Source organism: Nesterenkonia aerolata, from assembly GCF_031470965.1.
Lineage (GTDB): Bacteria > Actinomycetota > Actinomycetes > Actinomycetales > Micrococcaceae > Nesterenkonia > Nesterenkonia aerolata.
The window spans coordinates 56,167-72,835 of sequence record NZ_JAVKGR010000003.1 but is presented as its reverse complement, the minus strand read 5'-3'; the positions used below and the strand labels follow the sequence as shown (position 1 = coordinate 72,835).

Here is a 16,669-nt window from a genome sequence, read left to right as displayed (position 1 = left end):
AGAGACAAGTCACCCTACCCGCGGCGCCCCGGCGTGCGCCCGGCCCGCCGCAGCCCACGGCGCCCCAGCCAGCAACACAGCAACGCCGAGGAGCACCACACCTACCCAGACCGTCACAGTGGTCAGCCCCTGCCAGGTGACCACCAGATTCGGCACGACGGCGAGGTACAGCGCCGTCCACCCCAGCGGTATGCCCCACCGGCGGACCGGCAGCACGGGTCGAGGCCGTTCCAGAGCGGCCAGCTTCCAGGTCACCACCAGCGTGACGGCCACCGCCGTCAGCATCATCGGGATCCGGGTCCACCACCAGAGCGCCGAACCGGGCTCCGGGGCCCAGCCGAGCAGCCAGATCACCCCGTTGAGCAGGATGATCACCACCATATGCCATAGGTAGAGAGTCATGGCCCGGGAAGCGATCAGGGCCATCACCACCTGCACTGAGCGGCGCCGCGCCGCCGCGGCCAACACCGGGCGCAGCAGCTGGAACAGGGCCACCTGGGTCATTCCGATGCTCAGCAGCGGAAGCGTCGGCGGATTGAGGTTGATCAGCATATCGGCCGGATACCAGGTCCAGGTGGCCAACGCCGCGGTCACCGAGAAGCTCCCCACCGCAGTGAGCGCCCACCCCCACCAGCGCACCCGGTCCCAGCAGCCGTGGGCAAGCATCATGCCCAGCAGCTGCATCACCGGCCACAGCAGCCACATGTTCAGCAGACCCAGCATGTCCGCCCAGGTGCCGGCAGTACCGATGACGACGAGGCCATCGCCGGCGGAGCTCTGCTGACCAGCCCAGATCATCCGCAGGGTGTCCACGCAGATGATGCCCGCCACCATGACGCCGAGCACCGCCCATCGCCGCACGGCACTGGCGGTGGTGACCAGACGATATTGACGCCGTACGAACCCCTGGCAGATGAGGAAGGCCGCGAGGAACCACAGCGGATCCCCCGCACCCTCCAGTGCAGGGTCCAACATCTGGGCAGGAAGTCCGGTGAGCACCATGAGCAGGGTCAGCCCGGCCATCACCGTGTAGAAGATCGCCGCGGGAGGACCCAGCCGCAGGGTCCGCCGGCGCAGGTGGCGGGCGAAGTCATCCGTCGGCAGCTCGTCGAGAAGGTCGGTCGCCGAGCGCGCCGAGCGCATGGCCATATAGGCGCCGAAACCGCCGAGCAGGAAGAACAGCGGCATCACCTGCCCGAGCCAGGTGCCCACCGCGAAGAACCACAGCTCGGTCAGCGGGTTGGTCACCTCGAGCCGCTGGGCATTCCCCTCACCGACGGCCGGAGAATGGCCGCTTTCACCTGCTGAGCCGCCGATGCCGATCATCGCGGTGTGGATGGCGACGACGGCGAGCAGGCACAGCACCCGCGCCACATCCACTGAGAGATCCCGGGACCGCGCCGTGGGATCAGCCGGTCTCGCCGTCATTCCCCGTCTCAGGTCCGGCCTCGGGCTCGGGATCAGACTCGGCTTCGGTCTCCGGCTCAGGTTCTTCCTCCTCGCCGGCGATCATCAGGGCGTCACGGGTCAGTCCGAAGACCTCGGTCTGCTGAGCCGCCAGCTCCTGTGCCTGCTGAGCCGAGGTGAGGATGACCACTGTGAGCGTACGACCGTCCTCAGTGCGCACCTGCCAGGAGCCGGTCAGTACGCCCGGACTGGAACCGCCCTTGAACGCCAGCTCATCCCACCAGGCGTCCTCGATATCGGTCAGGCCCGGATTGCTGCCGAGGATCGCACTCAGCTGCTCATGCTCCTGCTCGGCCACAGCCAAGGCCTCATGCAGGGCCGCGACGTCCTCGGCGCTGGCGTACCACTCCGGTGGGGGTTCCTCCGCCGGATACCCCGCAGCGCCCTGAACGTCATCGGCATCGACGTCGAACGGCTCGTCGGCCAGCTCTGCGAGAATCTCCAGGCGCTGTGAGACATCGCTCTGGGCCCACTGCTCGGCCCCTTGGAACGCGGAGTCGCCCTCACCGAAGCGCAGGTGGAACATCTCACGGGTCGTCAGAAAGGGGGTGAGTCCCTCGGCCTCACCCAGCACATCGGCAGTCGCCTGCTCCACCGTCTCTCGGCCCAGGGCATCGATGAGCATATCCGTGGCGGTGTTGTCGCTGATCTCGATCATCAGCTGGGCCGCCTCGGCCACTGTGACCTGCGTTCCAGTGTCGGCATCCTGAAGCTCACCGCTCGGCAGCGACCGCAGCTCATCAGTCACCGTCAGAGCATCCGTCCAAGCCAGCTCCTCGGACTCGACCGCCTCGACCACAGCCCAGAGCACCGCCAGCTTCGCCACTGAGGCCAAGGGGGCAGGTTCGTCCTCCCCGGCGGCCAGGTGCACGGTGACATCATCCGCATCACCACCCGGGGAATCATCCGCATCACCGCCGACGTCACCACCCGGGGCATCAGAATTGCCACCGGATGCGGAGCCGGCCTCAGCGGCCGTCTCTGTGATCAGCACGCTCGCCTGGCCGGGCAGTGCCTCCAGCCGCTCTCCGATCTCCTCGTAGGAGGTAGCCTCCTGATGATCGGGCTGGGGCTCGGTGAAGAGCAGCGTCTCCACCAGTTCCTCATCGGTCAGCCCTACGTGCATCTGCAGAGCCGTGCCGACGTCGTCGCGGATCTCGGCCACCAGCTGCCGGTCCTCCGCCCCACCGTCAACCTCATAGATGCTCCACGGTGCTGTGGGCAGGAAACCTGTCTCGACGAGCTCAACCATCTGCTGAGCCGGGACATCGGCGAGGAACTCCTCCGCCAGCAGATCATCCCACAACTCCGCGGTGTTGGGAGTCTCCGCGTTAAGCACTGCGAGGATCTCCTCGGCGGCAGCACCGGCGGCAGTATCCGGAAGCTCCTCCGACGGCGGCGGGGGCTCTGGGCCCTGTGAGGCCTCCGGCTGCTGTGAGCTTTCCGACGGCTGAGACCGCTCACCCGTGGCCGATGCCTCGGAACCGTCAGTCGTCTCATCGGCACAGGACGAGAGCACCAAGGCCCCCAGGAGCAGCACCGCCTGGCCCAGGCCACGCCTGCCGCCCACTCTGGGGCTCGTTCTGGTGCTGCCGTCGCCGCGCCTCACAGACAGTTCCCCTCGGAGACCCCACGCCGGCAGATCTCGATGCTCTCCACCTCGGCCACAGAATAGGCCTCCCCCTCAGCCTGCAGATCTACCACCAGACGCACACCCAGTGCCGCATCGTCACCGGGCATGGTCAGGTCGATGCTCCACTGCTGGCTCTCATCCTCACGCTGCGATTCCGCCGGCGCCCCGGTCACGGTCCAATAGGGGTAACGGGTGTCATCGCGGCCGACTGTCGCCGCCCGTGCGGCGACCATGTCGACCAAGACCGCCGGATCCGCTGTGGGGCCGAGATCCGAGTAGTCCTCGGTGAGGTCCTCGCTTTCACCCAGGAACCCCAGATAGTAGGTGTTGACCCAGCCGACGCCGTCGTCCAGAGTGATCTCGGCCCACGGGTTCGAACCCAGCAGCCGCTCACGTCCGGCCAACTCTGCGGTCTCATCCGGGTCGAGCTGGGCGATCTGGTCCTCCACCACGCCGGGCAGGGCACGCACATTGAGCGAATCGTCATAAGCGACCCGGATGACCTCGCTGTGCACGCCATCCCGCGAGTAGTAGGTTGCCACTGATTGGCCGGGCAGCTCAGAATCCTCCACCGGTTCCACGCCATCGGGCAAGGGGGCACCGTCAGAGGAGTCATCAGAGTCCGGGGAAGCTGTGGAGTCTCCATCGGCATCTGTCTCGCCCTCGGTCTGTGTGGCATCCGGCTCGGCAGTTCGGGCCTCGTCGTCAGCGTCGCCATCACCGCGGCCGTCCTCACCGCCGCCGTCATCGCCATCGGGAGCGCTGTCCGGTGAGGCCGGGGACTGCCCCGTCTCCTCCGCAGGGTCGGCCTGCTCGGAGCCTCCGCAGGAGGCCAGCGGAAGCAGGCTGAGCATCAGCAGCATCGCTGCCGGACGACGGCCCTGCACCATTCCTGACCTCCTTAGCGGTTCAGCCGGCCTGCCTCTCGGCGGTCTCCACGACGTTGGCCAGCAGCTCTGCGCGGGTCATCGGCCCCACACCACCGGGATTCGGCGAGTACCAGGAGGCCACGTTCTCCACCCCCGGGGCGACATCGCCGAAGATCCTCGCGGTGCCGGTCTGCTCATCCACCTCACGGGTGACGCCGACGTCCAAGACGATCACACCGGCCTTGAGATCAGCCGGGTTGATCATGTGTTTCACCCCGGCGGCTGCGACCACCACATCGGCAGTTCGCAGCTGGGCGGCGATGTCCTCGGTTCCGGTGTGGCAGAGGGTCACCGTGGCATTGACCGCTTTACGGGTCAGCAGCAGACCGATCGGCCGGCCGATGGTCACCCCCCGCCCGACGACGACGACGTGCCGGCCCGACAGATCGATCCCGTAATGCGCCAGCAGGTCCACACATCCCTTGGGCGTGCAGGGCAGGGGGCTCGAGAGCTCCCCCGAGACCGAGGCGACCAGCCGCCCGAGGTTCATCGGGTGCAGCCCGTCGGCGTCCTTGGCCGGGTCGATCGCTTCCAGGACCTTCTGCGTGTCCAGATGTCCGGGCAGCGGCAGCTGGACGATGTACCCGGTACAGGCGGGATCCTCATTGAGCGCGGCCAGCTGATCCAGCAGCTCCTGCTCACTGACATCAGCGGGCAGCTGCACCTGCAGGGACTCGATCCCGATCTCCGCGCAATCTCGGTGTTTTCCGGCGACGTAGGTCTGAGAACCCGGGTCATCACCGACGAGCACAGTTCCCAGCCCGGGGGTGATACCGCGGGCCTTCAAGGAGTCCACCCGCGCGGCGAGGTCCTGCTTCAACGCTTTGGCCGTGGCCCGCCCGTCGAGGACCTGCGCGGTCTGAGTGTGTGTGCGCGCCTGCGGCATCACCACTCCTCAAGGCCGTCATAGAGCGGGAACGCCTCGGTCAGGCTGGTCACCCGGGCACGCAGCGCCTCCAGGTCAGCACCGGGCTTGAGCACCTCGGCGATGATGTCGGCGACCTCGGCGAACTCCGCGGCGCCGAAGCCGCGGGAGGCCAGCGCGGGAGTACCGATGCGCAGGCCGGAGGTGACCATCGGCGGGCGCGGATCGTTCGGCACCGCGTTGCGGTTGACGGTGATGCCGATCTCGTGGAGCAGATCCTCAGCCTGCTTGCCGTCGAGCTCGGACTCACGCAGATCCACCAGCACCAGGTGGACATCAGTGCCGCCGGTCAGCACGTTCACCCCGTGAGCGGTGACGTCCTCCGCCACCAGACGCTCGGCGAGGATCTGCGCCCCCTCGACCGTACGGCGCTGCTTCTCCTGGAACTCACCGCTGGCCGCGACCTTGAACGCGATGGCCTTGGCGGCGATCACATGCATCAGCGGCCCGCCCTGCTGACCGGGGAACACCGCAGAGTTCAGCTTCTTCGCGTGCTCCTCCTTGGCCAGGATGAGTCCGGAGCGGGGGCCGGCCAGCGTCTTATGCACAGTGGAGGTCACCACATCGGCGTAGGGCACCGGCGAGGGGTGCAGTCCGGCGGCGACGAGACCGGCGAAGTGGGCCATATCCACCCAGAGGATCGCTCCGACCTCGTCGGCGATCTCACGGAAAGCCGCGAAATCCAGCTGCCGGGGGTAGGCCGACCAACCGGCCACGATCATGTCAGGCCGCTCAGCCAGCGCCTGACGGCGCACCGCCTCCATATCCACCTGCCCGGTCTCGGCGTCGACCTCATAGGCGACGACCTCATAGAACTTCCCGGAGTGGTTGAGCTTCATGCCGTGGGTCAGGTGCCCGCCGTGGGCCAGGGAGAGGCCCATGAGCTTATCCCCGGGCTTCAGGAACGCCGTCATCACCGCCACATTGGCCTGCGCACCAGAATGGGGCTGGACATTGGCGAAATCGGCGTCGAAGAGCGCTTTGGCCCGCTCGATGGCGAGGTTCTCTGCGACGTCGACGAACTCGCAACCACCGTAGTAGCGGCGTCCGGGGTAGCCTTCGGCGTACTTATTGGTCAGCACCGAGCCCTGGGCCTCGAGAATCGCACGATGCACGAAGTTCTCCGAGGCGATCATCTCCAGAGTTCCGCGCTGGCGCCCGACCTCATCGGCGATCGCCTGGGCGATCTCCGGGTCGACCTCGGCCAGCGGCGCGGTGTGCAGGTTCTTCGGTGCTTCGCTCATTCTCAGCGGTCTCCTCGCGGGATCTGACATCGTGGTCAGGACGACCGATCGTCCACGCGGAAGTCTACCGGTGCCCGCTGACATCGGAGCTGAGCCGCGGCAGATGCGCTGTCATCCGATCGTCATGTCTCGTTATTGTGAGTTGCTCAGATCTGAGGCAGACTGGTGGCCATGAGCATCACCGCTGAGGAGACGGACTGGTCCGTCCTGCTGCGCGAACGCGGGCTGCGCGTGACGCGTCAGCGCCTGGCAGTGCTCGAGGCCGTCGCCGAACGCCCGCATCACCCGGCCGAGGCCATCCACGGCGCAGTGACCGCACAGCTGCCCAAGATCACCGTGCAGTCGGTCTACACCGTGCTGCACGATCTCACCGCACACCAGCTGCTGCGCCGCTTCGACCCGCCCGGCTCCCCCGCCTGCTATGAGACGCGGACCCAGGACAACCACCACCACGCCATCTGCACCCGCTGCGGGCGGATCGAGGACGTCGAGTGCGTCCACGGCTCTGCCCCCTGCCTCCAAGCCCCTGCCGAACTGGCGATGTCCGTGGAGGTCGCCGACGTCGTCTTCCGAGGGATCTGCCGGGACTGCGCGGCACAGGGCGACACCGGCGGCGGTAACACCGGCAGTGGCGGAACCGGACACGACAGCACCGTCTAGACCCTGACACCTCACCCGGTGGGATCCGCACCGATCCCGCCGGATGCGCCTGAGACCACCCGAATCCACCCAAGAAAGATCAACGAAAGGGAACAGTGATGACCACTGGCAACACCCCGCACGCGACCGGGTCCACGACCCAGGCCGGCATCCCGGCCGTCAGCGATCGCAACTCGCTGTCGGTCGGCCCAGACGGTCCGCTGCTGCTGCACGACCACCACCTGGTCGAGACCCTGGCGCACTTCAACCGGATGAACGTCCCGGAGCGCCGCCCGCACGCCAAGGGCGCTGGCGCCTTCGGCACCTTCGAGGTCACTGAGGACGTCTCGAAGTACACCAAGGCCGACATGTTCCAGCCCGGCAAGACGACCGAGACCCTGCTGCGCTTCTCCACCGTCGCCGGTGAGCTGGGGTCCCCGGACACCTGGCGCGACGTGCGCGGCTTCGCCCTGAAGTTCTACACCGAAGAGGGCAACTTCGACCTCGTCGGCAACAACACCCCGGTGTTCTTCGTCCGCGACCCGATGAAGTTCCCGCACTTCATCCGCTCCCAGAAGCGCCTGCCCAGCTCCGGGCTGCGCGACAACCACATGCAGTGGGACTTCTGGACCCAGAACCCGGAGACCGCGCACCAGGTCACCTACCTGATGGGTGACCGCGGCCTGCCCGCCTCCTGGCGCCGGATGAACGGGTACGGCTCGCACACCTACCAGTGGAACAACGCCGACGGCGAGCGCTTCTGGGTGAAGTACCACTTCATCAACGACGCCGGCTTCGAGACGATGACCAACGAGGAGGCCGAGAAGCTGGCCGGCGCCGACGCCGACTTCCACCGGCGCGACCTCTACGACGCCATCGAGCGCGGTGAGCACCCCTCCTGGACCCTGTACGTGCAGGTCATGCCGTATGAGGACGCCAAGACCTACCGGCTGAACCCGTTCGACCTGACCAAGACCTGGCCGCAGGCGGACTACCCGCGCATCAAGGTCGGCACGCTGACCCTGAACCGGAACCCGCAGAACTTCTTCGCCGAGATCGAGCAGGCCGCCTTCTCCCCGGCGAACATGGTGCCGGGCACCGGAAACTCCCCAGACAAGATGCTGCTGGGCCGTAACTTCGCCTACGCGGATGCTCAGCGGTACCGCATCGGCACCAACTTCCAGCAGCTGCCGGTCAACCGCCCGAAGAACGACGTCTACACGTACAACTTCGAGGGCAACATGTGGTACGACCACACCGGCGACCGCGCCGTCTACGCGCCGAACACCGTTGAGGGTTCGACCTGGTCGGACGAGGAAGGCCCGGTGGACAACGGCTGGGAGGCCGACGGTGAGCTGGTGCGCCAGGCCTACACCCTGCGCTCGGACGATGACGACTTCGGTCAGCCCGGGATCCTGGTGCGTGAGATCTTCGACGACGCCCAGCGCGACCGCCTGGTCGAGACCGTCTCCGGCGCCCTCTCCGACGGGGTGCAGGAGCCGGTGCTCTCGAACGCGATCCAGTACTGGAAGAACGTGGACGCGACGATCGGCCAGCGCATCGAGGATGCCGTGAAGAACGGCTGATCCAGGTCCGGTGAACTGCTGAACCAATCAGCCGAGCCCGCCCCCGGTCAGTGCAGCGACACTGACCGGGGGCGGGCTTTTTCCTGACCGGCCACCCCGTCATCGATGGAGCAAAATTCCCCACGACACGCCGAGGTGGAGCACCAATTTCTCTCCCTCCACGGGAGGCTCCCCGTCACCCCTCATCGAGGGAGAGAATCTGGTGGCGACACGCCGAAATCTGGAAGCAGAATCTCTCCCTCGATGGGTGGAGTGGCTGGGCAAGGATCAGGGCCCAGGCAGAGAGAAGCGACCCCCTCCCGGTCCATAGACCGGGAGGGGGTCGCTCTGATGCTGAGAGGATTCAGCAGGCGAGAAGCACAGGGAGCGGATCAGCTCTCCGTGTCCTCGTCCTCCTCCATCGGGTCTTCCGCTGCGTCATCCTCAGCAGCGTCGTCCTCCGCTGCGTCATCCTCAGCGGCATCGTCCTCAGCTGGGTCCTCGGCGCCGTTCTCCTCTTCTTCGACAGCCGTGTCGTCTTCGGCGGCGTCATCGGAGTCGTCACACGCGGTGGCACCGAACAGGGCCAGGCCACCGATACCCAGCACAGCGGCGAGGGAGCGGAACGTGTTCTTCTCGTCAGTGGTAGTGGACATGGGGGTCATACCTCCATCACTATCGTTTACGGTCTACGCAGAAACCACCAGGGATGATGATTTATCTGCGGGACGTCTGAACTTCCTCCAAACGCCTTACCCTCCACACCACCAGATCAAGAAGCCGAAGAAAAGCCGAGAGGCGGATCACTTTGTAAACTTTTACCCAGAGTTCAGCTGCGCGTAAGGTTGCTCCCACGCATCTGATTTCCCTGAACACCGACTGGACGCCATAGCCCGGCAGTGACAGACTCTCCGCAGGTCAACGGCTTGCGCGAGCAGCGTCATCCCGATATTCCGGTGCAGGCGGCGGGTTCACCTGGGTGTCATCATCCCCTGGGAAATCCTGCTCCAACGCCTGGCCTTCCACATCGACGTTCGGCAGAAGACGATCCATCCACCGGGGCAGATACCAGGCGGCATCCCCCAGCAGAGCCGTCACCGCAGGAATCAGCGTGGCGCGCACGGCAAACGCCTCGATCAGCACACCGACAGCCAGGCCGAATCCGATGGGACGGATCATCGCCAGATCCGCGAACACGAACCCGGCGAACACCGAGACCATGATGATCCCGCAGGCCACGACCACCGGCCCGCCCTGAGCGATTCCGCTGAGGATGGAGACCCGCGCGCTGCGCCCGCGAGCATAGGCCTCCCGCACTCCGGACATGATGAACAGCTGGTAATCCACGGCCAGACCGAAGAGCACCCCGCAGATGAGAATCGGCAGAAAAGCCAGCACCGGCCCCGGCTCCGTGACCCCGAAGAGATCCCGCAGCCAACCCCACTGGTAGACCATGACGACGGTGCCCAGACTCCCCAGCAGGGACAGGACATAACCGGCCGCCGCCAGGACCGGCGCGAGCAGAGAACGGAAGATCGCCAGCAGGATGACCACACAGAGCAGCACCACCAGCCCGACATAGAGCGGAATGGAACCCTGCAGCCGATCGGCGACCTCGATATTGGCCACCGTCTGCCCGGTGAGGCCCACACTCTCCGCGCCGTGGTCCTCAGCGAGTTCCGTCCGGTCATCGAGCAGCCGATCCACCAGGTCCGCGGTGGCGATGGCCTCCGGCCCGTCCTCCGGGACCACCTGGATCAGCCGCATCTGCCCGGCGTCGTCGCTGGCCACCGGCACCGCGCGAGCCACACCGTCGCGGGCGGTCAGCTCCTCGGCGAGTTCGATCCCCCGTTCGCGCTGGGCCGTCTCCCCCAATCCCTCGGGCAGGGTCACCAGGGCCAGAAGCGGCCCGTTCTCACCGGGGCCGAAGGTCTCACGGACCTCGTCATAGACCGTGTGGGCCGTCGAGCCCTCCGGCTCCGATCCCCCGTCGGGCAGACCTAAGCGCAGATCACCGGCGGGCACGGCCAGCGCACCGACGAGCAGCACCGGCACCAGGATCGCCGCCCACGGATGACGTGTGACCACCCGGCCCCACCCACGGTCCATCAGCCGCTGCTGCGCGTCATCGCTGAGCCTGCTGCGTTCGGCCTGGGAGAGCCGGTTCTGCTCCGGGGTCGGCAGCGGCGAACCGACGTCCTCCACGGTGAGGCTGCCTGGGCGCAGCCGGCGAGGCAGCAGCCGCAGCCCCAGCAGCGACGCTGCCGCCGGGCCCAAGGTGAGCACTGCCAGCACCACGATCGTCACGGTGAGCGAGGCGGCCAGCCCCATCACCGTGAGGAACGGAATGCCGGTGACGGCCAACGCCGCCAGGGCGATCACATTGGTCACACCCGCGAAGAAGATGGCGGAGCCGGCCGTACCCGAGGCCAGGCGGACAGAATCGGCGACGGCCATACCGCGCAGCAGATTCTGCCGATGGCGGTAGAGCAGCAGCAGCGTGTAATCGATGCCGAGACTCAGTCCGAGCATCAACGCCAGGACAGGGTCGGTCTCCGTGAGATCGACGACGGCCGAGAGCGCGAAGATCGCGGCCACGGAGATACCCACACCGAGGATCGCCAGGGCCACCGGCAGCCCGGCGGCCACCACTGTGCCGAGGGTGATCAGCAGGACCAGCCCGGCGAATCCGATGCCGATCACCTCGCCCGGGCCGAGGATCCCGGCGACGTCCTGCACCAGTTCCAGACTGTAGTCAGCATCGACACCGGCGGGCAGGGACTGCTCCACGGCGTCGATCACCCGCTGCTGCTGCTCGGACTCGATGGTGAACGCATCCTCGATCAGCTGGACGTTCATCATCGCCACAGTGCCGTCCTCGGAGACAGTTCGCGCCTGGGAGCTCAGCTGGGCCTCACGTTCGGCCAGCTCGACCTCATCGACCCCCTCCTGGTGCTGAGTCCAGCCCGCATCGATCTCCTCCTGCTGGGCGTCGAGCTCCTCACGCTGCTCATCGAGGGCCTGCTGCCCCTCGTCGAGCTCCTGCTGGGCCTCGAGCACCGGTGGGGTCTGCCCGCCGACCTGCTCGGCAAACTGGTCGAGCTGCTGCTGTTCGGCGTCGAGGTCGTCCTGGGCCTCCTCCAGCTCGTCACGCCCCTGGTCGAGGTCCTGCTGGCCCTGCTCCAACTCCTCAGCAGAATCCGTCAGTTCGGCACGGGCCTCCTCGACCTCGTCGTCGGCCTGATCGACCTGCTGCTGCTGAGCGAAGGGATCCTCGGCACCGCGCACCTCCTCAAGCTCTTCCAGCTCAGCGGTGAGATCAGCAATGCCTTCGCGCTGCTCAGCGGTGAACTGTTCGCCGTCCTCGGTGCTCAGCAGCACCAGTGCGGCGGCGCCGTCGAACTCTTCGATCCCGTCGCCGAGCTGGTCCATGACCCGCTCATACTCCGCATCGGGGATCTCATACCCGGCGTCAGCGCCGTCATAGAACGACGCCGCGGCCACCCCCGCGGCGACCAGCAGGGTGAGCCACAGTGCCAGGACGGTCTTGGCGCGACGGGCGCAGAGACCGCCGAGGCGGGCGAGCCATCGGGACATGCGGAGAACCTCGTCAGAGTCAGCAGATCAGACGTGCCTCCTCAGCCTACCGAGACCTCACCTACGTGGAGGCACCGCTGAGCCAAGCCCCAGCATCGATCAGCGGGTGAAGAGCTCAAGCAGCTCGTCCTGGGAGAGGATGTCTGCGGTGTCGGCTTCCTCGGGCACTTCAGCGGAGTCCCAGTCGGAGAAGCTGCCCTCGGCGGTGCCATCAGGCAGATCGAGGGTGAAGTCCAACAGTCGAGGCTCATCGTCGGCCTCGACCACCAGCTCCGTCGTCCCATCGGTGTAGACCCAGACCTCCTCACCGTCGCGCTCCTCTTCGGCGGCCTCCATGCTCCCGGAGGCCGCCGAGCGGGTCAGGGCGCGCACATCGGAGATGAACATCTCGATGGAGATATCAGCCAGCACGATCTCGGAGTAGTCGATGTACTGGTCTGCCAGCTCCTCCTCGAACTGCGCCGGGTCGATGCCCTCCGCGCGCAGCAGGTCCGCCGCGGCTTCGAGCTCATCCTCGCCGGAGACCAGAATCAGATCGTCCTGGAGGAGGTAGGTCGTCTCTGCCGCCCCTGCCTGCTCCTCGAAGACGGCGGGCCCCTCCAACGCCCCGTAGATGCGCTGGGTGATGTCATCACCGGCATCGATCTCGAGATCGTCCTGGAACTCTTCGTCCACATACCGTTCGCCGCTGTAAGGCATGGTCAAGGTGAGATCAACGCTCTCGGCGGCCTCCATGGAGGACCACATCTCCTCGCTGACATCGCTCCACCCCGGTGCCTGCTGGCCGGAGGCTTCCGAGTCCTCTTCCGTGTCCTCCTCGGCAGCATCCGGGTTCTCCGAGGCCTCCTGATCGGCGTCAGTGCCCTGATCTGAGGTGTCCTGATCTGAGGTGTCCTGATCTGCGGTGCCCTCGGCTTCCTCCTCGCCCAGGCCGAGGCACCCGGTGAGCGCCAGCAAAGAGAGCGAAAACAGGCCCAGCACACTGGTGAGCTTCGCGTCAGTCATCGTGTCCGGCATCGGTCACTCCTCCGTCCCCATCATGATGTGCTCCATGAACAGCTGCTGAAGTTCCACCTCGGTGACGGACTCGGAGGGTGCCTCCGGCAGCTGTGTCTCATTCCAGTCACTGAACGTGACGGTTCCGCCGTCGTAGGTGGCTGAGAGCAGGTAGGGCTCCTCCTCATCGGCGGAGACGACGATCTCCACCTCGTCATCGCCCTCTTCACCGTTGGTGTAGACGTGGGCCTCGAACCCGTCGCGTTCCTGGGTGCTGCCGTCGAGATCCTGCGTGCGGTCTCCCAGCACGTCACGAATCCCATCGAAGGGGTCCTTCATCGTCAGCCCACCGTTACCGGGAGATTCGACCCACTGACCCTCCAGCTCCGCGGCCATCTCCTCGGCCAGCGCCTCAGCGTCCAGCTCATCACCTGCGAGGTCACCGGCGCTGAGCGCCATGGCGTCGGTGACGATCGTGGCGTCCATATACGTCGAGCCATCGACCTGTACCGCCTGCACCTGCATCTCCTCGCCCATGGAGATGTCCATCTCGATGGCGGAACCGTCGACCGCACCCAACACCGTGGCGGTCACCTCATCACCCTCGTCCAGCCCGACATCGCTGAACACCGGGTCCGATTCGGCCTCCTCGAGGGCGGCTTGACCGATCAGGGCCCCGCCGTCGATGGTGACAGAATCGGCTTCCTCCATGGCGGTCCACACATCCTCTTCGATCTCCGAGAACTCCGGCGTGCCCCCACCGCAGGCGGTCAGCGCCCAGGCGACGACGCCGAGGAGTCCGGTGACTTTCGCGGCTGCCGAGAAGCGGGGATGCAGGTCCATCAGGTCAGACCCTTTCATGGGGTGAACGATGCGAAAAGCTATGCCTCAGTATGGTCTCAAGGTTCGGCCGTTTCACTGGGCACCGGCATACTGTCGATCAGAGTCTGGGTCACCTCATCCATCGTGAGCGTCTCCTCAGGGACCTCGGCCCCCTCGGTCTCGTCCCAGCCGGCGAACATCAGGCTGCTCTGTGCATCGTCGATGCTCAACAGACGCGGGGTCTCCTCCGCGGAGACGACGTAGGTGGATTCCCCGTCAGCAGAGGTGTATACCCACACCTCAGAGCCGTCGCGCTCCTCCGCCTCACCGGTCACCCCCTCGGGATCTTCGATGAGGGAGTCCTCCCACTGTTCGACCAGACTCTGCGGGGACATCGAGGCCATCTCCTCCGCGGAGCCAATGTCGATCCACCGATCGGCCAGCAGATCATCGATCAGCTCCTGGTCCACGAAGTCCGCATTCTCATGGGGTGAGCTCAGGGCCGTGATGTCAGCGAAGTCTTCGCCTTTCAGGTAGGTCCGCTCTTCTGCGGTGATGATGGTGAGATCGAGCGTGTCACCGATGCGGATCTGGGATTCGGTGGCGGAACCGTCCATGGCACCGGCCACAGAGATTTCAGCCACCGTCTCCTCGTCGATCTCCCCCTCGGAGTCTTCACCGGTGTCCTCGTCAGTGTTTTCGTCAGTGTTCTCGTCGATGTCTTCAGCGACCGCGGAGAAGTATTCCTCCAGCTGGGAGGCACCCAGGGGGCTGCTGCCCTGGATGGTCACAGATTCGGCCTCCAGCATCGACTCCCAGAGCCTGTCCTCGAGGTCGACGAACTCGGGAGCCTCGCCCTCTGCCAGGTCTTCAGTCAGACTCTCAGCGGGCTCGGCTCCTTCCTCATCCTCAGCGTCCTCGCCCGCGGCCCCCTCGTCCTCGGCCCCCTCGTCCTGCGACTCGCCGGACTCGCTCTCGCCGGAGTCGCTCTCCTGGGCCTCTTCAGCAGTCTCGGGGTTCTCAGCACCGTCCTCGTCGAGAAGGCCGCAGCCGCTGAGCAGCAGGCCGACGACGCTGAACACTCCGACGCTGAGCGCCCCGGTGTTGGGCGCCCCGTTCCTGGACACCCCGCTCCTGGACACCCCGACGCCGCACACTGAGCCGTCATGACCTCGAGACCAGCCGCACCGACCGCGCCGGGCCTGCCTCATGTCACTCATCGTCTCTCCTCTCAGGTGGTGCCCCGGTACGTTGCCGGGCACACCGGGGTCAGTGTCAGTACCCAGCCGGTACGGAGTCCTCCTCATCCCAGGGGTCTCCACCCGGGTCGCCGAAGTCCTCGCCGAATCCATCACCGGAATACCCGCCCAGACTGCGTATGACGATCTCCTCGAACTCCCACTCCGAGACCACCTCCGAAGGAACCTCGGGCACCTCTTCCTCGTTCCAGCCGCCCAGCTCCACCTGGCCCTCATCATAATCAGCACCGCTGAGCTTCGGCTCCTCATCGGCCGAGAAGGTGACGTCGACGCCCTCTGCGGAATAGGAGTAGAAGTAGCCATCTCCGCTGAGCTCCAACTCCCCGGCGACTTCGCTGAGCTCCTCATCGGCGTTCTCCTCAACGCTGTCGAGGATCTCTCCGACATCGGGCCAGTCGGTATAGGGGGCTGCGGAGGAGTCCGCCAGCCAGCGGTCATCGAGCTCCCGCTCCATCAGCTCGAAGTCCACATCCTCTGACCTCAGCGCCGGATCCTGCTCCACAGAGGCTTCAAGTGCAGTGAGTACGCCTGCCGAGCTCAGATAGGTCTCCCCGTCCACAGAACGCAGCGTCATCACCTCGTCCTCATCGAGCCGCACAGCAACCTCGACCGCTGACACATCCGGAGTACCGGCGAGCACCATCTCCACCGTGTCGGCCTCCTCCCACATCCCGTCGTTGACGAACTCGGGAGGGTAGTCACCGGCTTCACCGGCGATGCTGATCCGCACGCTGTCCTGGGCGAGCATATTGTCCTGGGCCTCTTCGAGCATCGCCTCCAGGTGCGGGATCTCATCGGGCCCATACTGAGGCGGACCGTCCTGGCCGTAGACCGGCTCCCCCAGGCTGACGCAGCCGGTGAGCACCACCGGCACGAACAGGACCCCGGCCACCGCGGCGCCGACACGTACCGGACCAGGACGTGACGCCGGCAACTGCGAGTCAGTGCGCGGACTCATGTCCGCGGCTCTCCTTCCAGAGCCTCAGGGTGAGTCTCAGCCTGAGGCTGCTGCGCCTCGCGATGGGCATCCCGCAGTCCGTAGTAGACCTCCGCATTGCGGCGCAGACCCTGGACCTCCTCCTCGGAGAGCTCCCGGCGGACCTTCGCCGGGACACCGGCGACCAAGGAACGCGGCGGCACCTGGGTCCCCTCCAACACCAGGGCCCCAGCGGCCACCAGGCTCTGCTCTCCGATCACTGCACCGTTCATCACTGTCGCACTCATGCCGATGAGGCAGTCATCACCGACAGTTGCTCCGTGCACCACGGCACTGTGGCCGACGGAGACGCCCGCACCGAGTGTGCAGGGGAAGCCGTCATCGGCGTGCAGGACGACGTTGTCCTGCAGGTTAGTCCCCGCACCGACGCGGATCGCTGCAGTGTCCCCGCGCACGGAGACCCCGTAGAAGGCCGAGGCGCCGTCAGCGAGCTCCACCTCTCCGCTGAGCACGGCGGTGGGCGCCAGGAACACCCCCTCACCGACCCGTGGAACGGCCCCGCGGATAGGGATGATGTGTGCCATTGGTGCGTCCTCTCCTCCGAAAGTGTGAGCGGGGCCCGGCAGGCTGCGAACCCGATGCCGACCGGCGGTGGC

At 66.3% G+C, this 16,669-nt stretch carries 14 protein-coding genes; 2 read left to right on the top strand and 12 right to left on the bottom strand.

All coding sequences use genetic code 11. The features are described from left to right. Positions 1-9 precede the first annotated feature (9 nt). From RIL96_RS04350 to glyA, 5 genes are read right to left on the bottom strand one after another with little or no spacing between them, the layout of a single operon-like run. Positions 10-1,428 carry an acyltransferase family protein gene (locus tag RIL96_RS04350; RefSeq protein WP_310547785.1) on the bottom strand — a complete coding sequence of 473 codons (1,419 nt, stop codon included), beginning with the start codon at positions 1,426-1,428 and terminating at the stop codon, positions 10-12. Further along, a complete protein-coding gene (locus RIL96_RS04345; RefSeq protein WP_310547784.1) occupies positions 1,409-3,037 on the bottom strand; it encodes a serine hydrolase in 1,629 nt (542 codons plus the stop codon). The genes RIL96_RS04350 and RIL96_RS04345 overlap by 20 nt, the downstream gene beginning before the upstream one ends. Positions 3,038-3,072: 35 nt before the next feature. Beyond that, positions 3,073-3,990 carry an SH3 domain-containing protein gene (locus RIL96_RS04340; RefSeq protein ID WP_310547783.1) on the bottom strand — a complete coding sequence of 306 codons (918 nt, stop codon included), beginning with the start codon at positions 3,988-3,990 and terminating at the stop codon, positions 3,073-3,075. A gap of 19 nt (positions 3,991-4,009) precedes the next feature. Then, a complete protein-coding gene (locus RIL96_RS04335; protein ID WP_310547782.1) occupies positions 4,010-4,915 on the bottom strand; it encodes a bifunctional methylenetetrahydrofolate dehydrogenase/methenyltetrahydrofolate cyclohydrolase in 906 nt (301 codons plus the stop codon). Beyond that, the gene (gene glyA / locus RIL96_RS04330; RefSeq protein WP_310547781.1) at positions 4,915-6,198 is read right to left on the bottom strand and encodes a serine hydroxymethyltransferase; all 1,284 of its coding nucleotides are present in this window, start codon (positions 6,196-6,198) and stop codon (positions 4,915-4,917) included. Before glyA ends, RIL96_RS04335 begins: the two co-directional genes overlap by 1 nt. A gap of 171 nt (positions 6,199-6,369) precedes the next feature. Between glyA and RIL96_RS04325 the strand changes: the two genes are divergently transcribed. Beyond that, entirely contained in the window at positions 6,370-6,858 is a 489-nt protein-coding gene (locus RIL96_RS04325; protein ID WP_310547780.1) for a Fur family transcriptional regulator, read from the top strand. A gap of 98 nt (positions 6,859-6,956) precedes the next feature. After that, on the top strand, positions 6,957-8,423 hold the full coding sequence (locus RIL96_RS04320) for a catalase (RefSeq protein WP_310547779.1): 1,467 nt from the start codon (positions 6,957-6,959) through the stop codon (positions 8,421-8,423). A gap of 371 nt (positions 8,424-8,794) precedes the next feature. On the opposite strand, the gene RIL96_RS04315 is transcribed toward RIL96_RS04320, so the two are convergent. From RIL96_RS04315 to RIL96_RS04285, 7 genes are all read right to left on the bottom strand, one after another. Beyond that, complete coding sequence (locus RIL96_RS04315) at positions 8,795-9,058, bottom strand: hypothetical protein (protein WP_310547778.1); 264 nt, start codon at positions 9,056-9,058, stop codon at positions 8,795-8,797. A 262-nt stretch (positions 9,059-9,320) separates the two neighbouring features. Beyond that, positions 9,321-11,999: an MMPL family transporter gene (locus tag RIL96_RS04310; protein ID WP_310547777.1), complete on the bottom strand. Its 2,679-nt coding sequence runs from the start codon at positions 11,997-11,999 to the stop codon at positions 9,321-9,323. 99 nt (positions 12,000-12,098) lie between these two features. Then, the gene (locus RIL96_RS04305) at positions 12,099-13,016 is read right to left on the bottom strand and encodes a hypothetical protein (protein WP_310547776.1); all 918 of its coding nucleotides are present in this window, start codon (positions 13,014-13,016) and stop codon (positions 12,099-12,101) included. A gap of 3 nt (positions 13,017-13,019) precedes the next feature. Further along, entirely contained in the window at positions 13,020-13,856 is an 837-nt protein-coding gene (locus RIL96_RS04300; protein ID WP_310547775.1) for a hypothetical protein, read from the bottom strand. A gap of 38 nt (positions 13,857-13,894) precedes the next feature. Next, positions 13,895-14,944, bottom strand: coding sequence for a hypothetical protein (locus tag RIL96_RS04295; RefSeq protein ID WP_310547774.1), 1,050 nt, complete (start codon positions 14,942-14,944; stop codon positions 13,895-13,897). A gap of 148 nt (positions 14,945-15,092) precedes the next feature. Next, a complete protein-coding gene (locus RIL96_RS04290; RefSeq protein WP_310547773.1) occupies positions 15,093-16,034 on the bottom strand; it encodes a hypothetical protein in 942 nt (313 codons plus the stop codon). Then, the gene (locus RIL96_RS04285) at positions 16,031-16,597 is read right to left on the bottom strand and encodes a gamma carbonic anhydrase family protein (protein ID WP_310547772.1); all 567 of its coding nucleotides are present in this window, start codon (positions 16,595-16,597) and stop codon (positions 16,031-16,033) included. Before RIL96_RS04285 ends, RIL96_RS04290 begins: the two co-directional genes overlap by 4 nt. Positions 16,598-16,669: the final 72 nt, after the last annotated feature.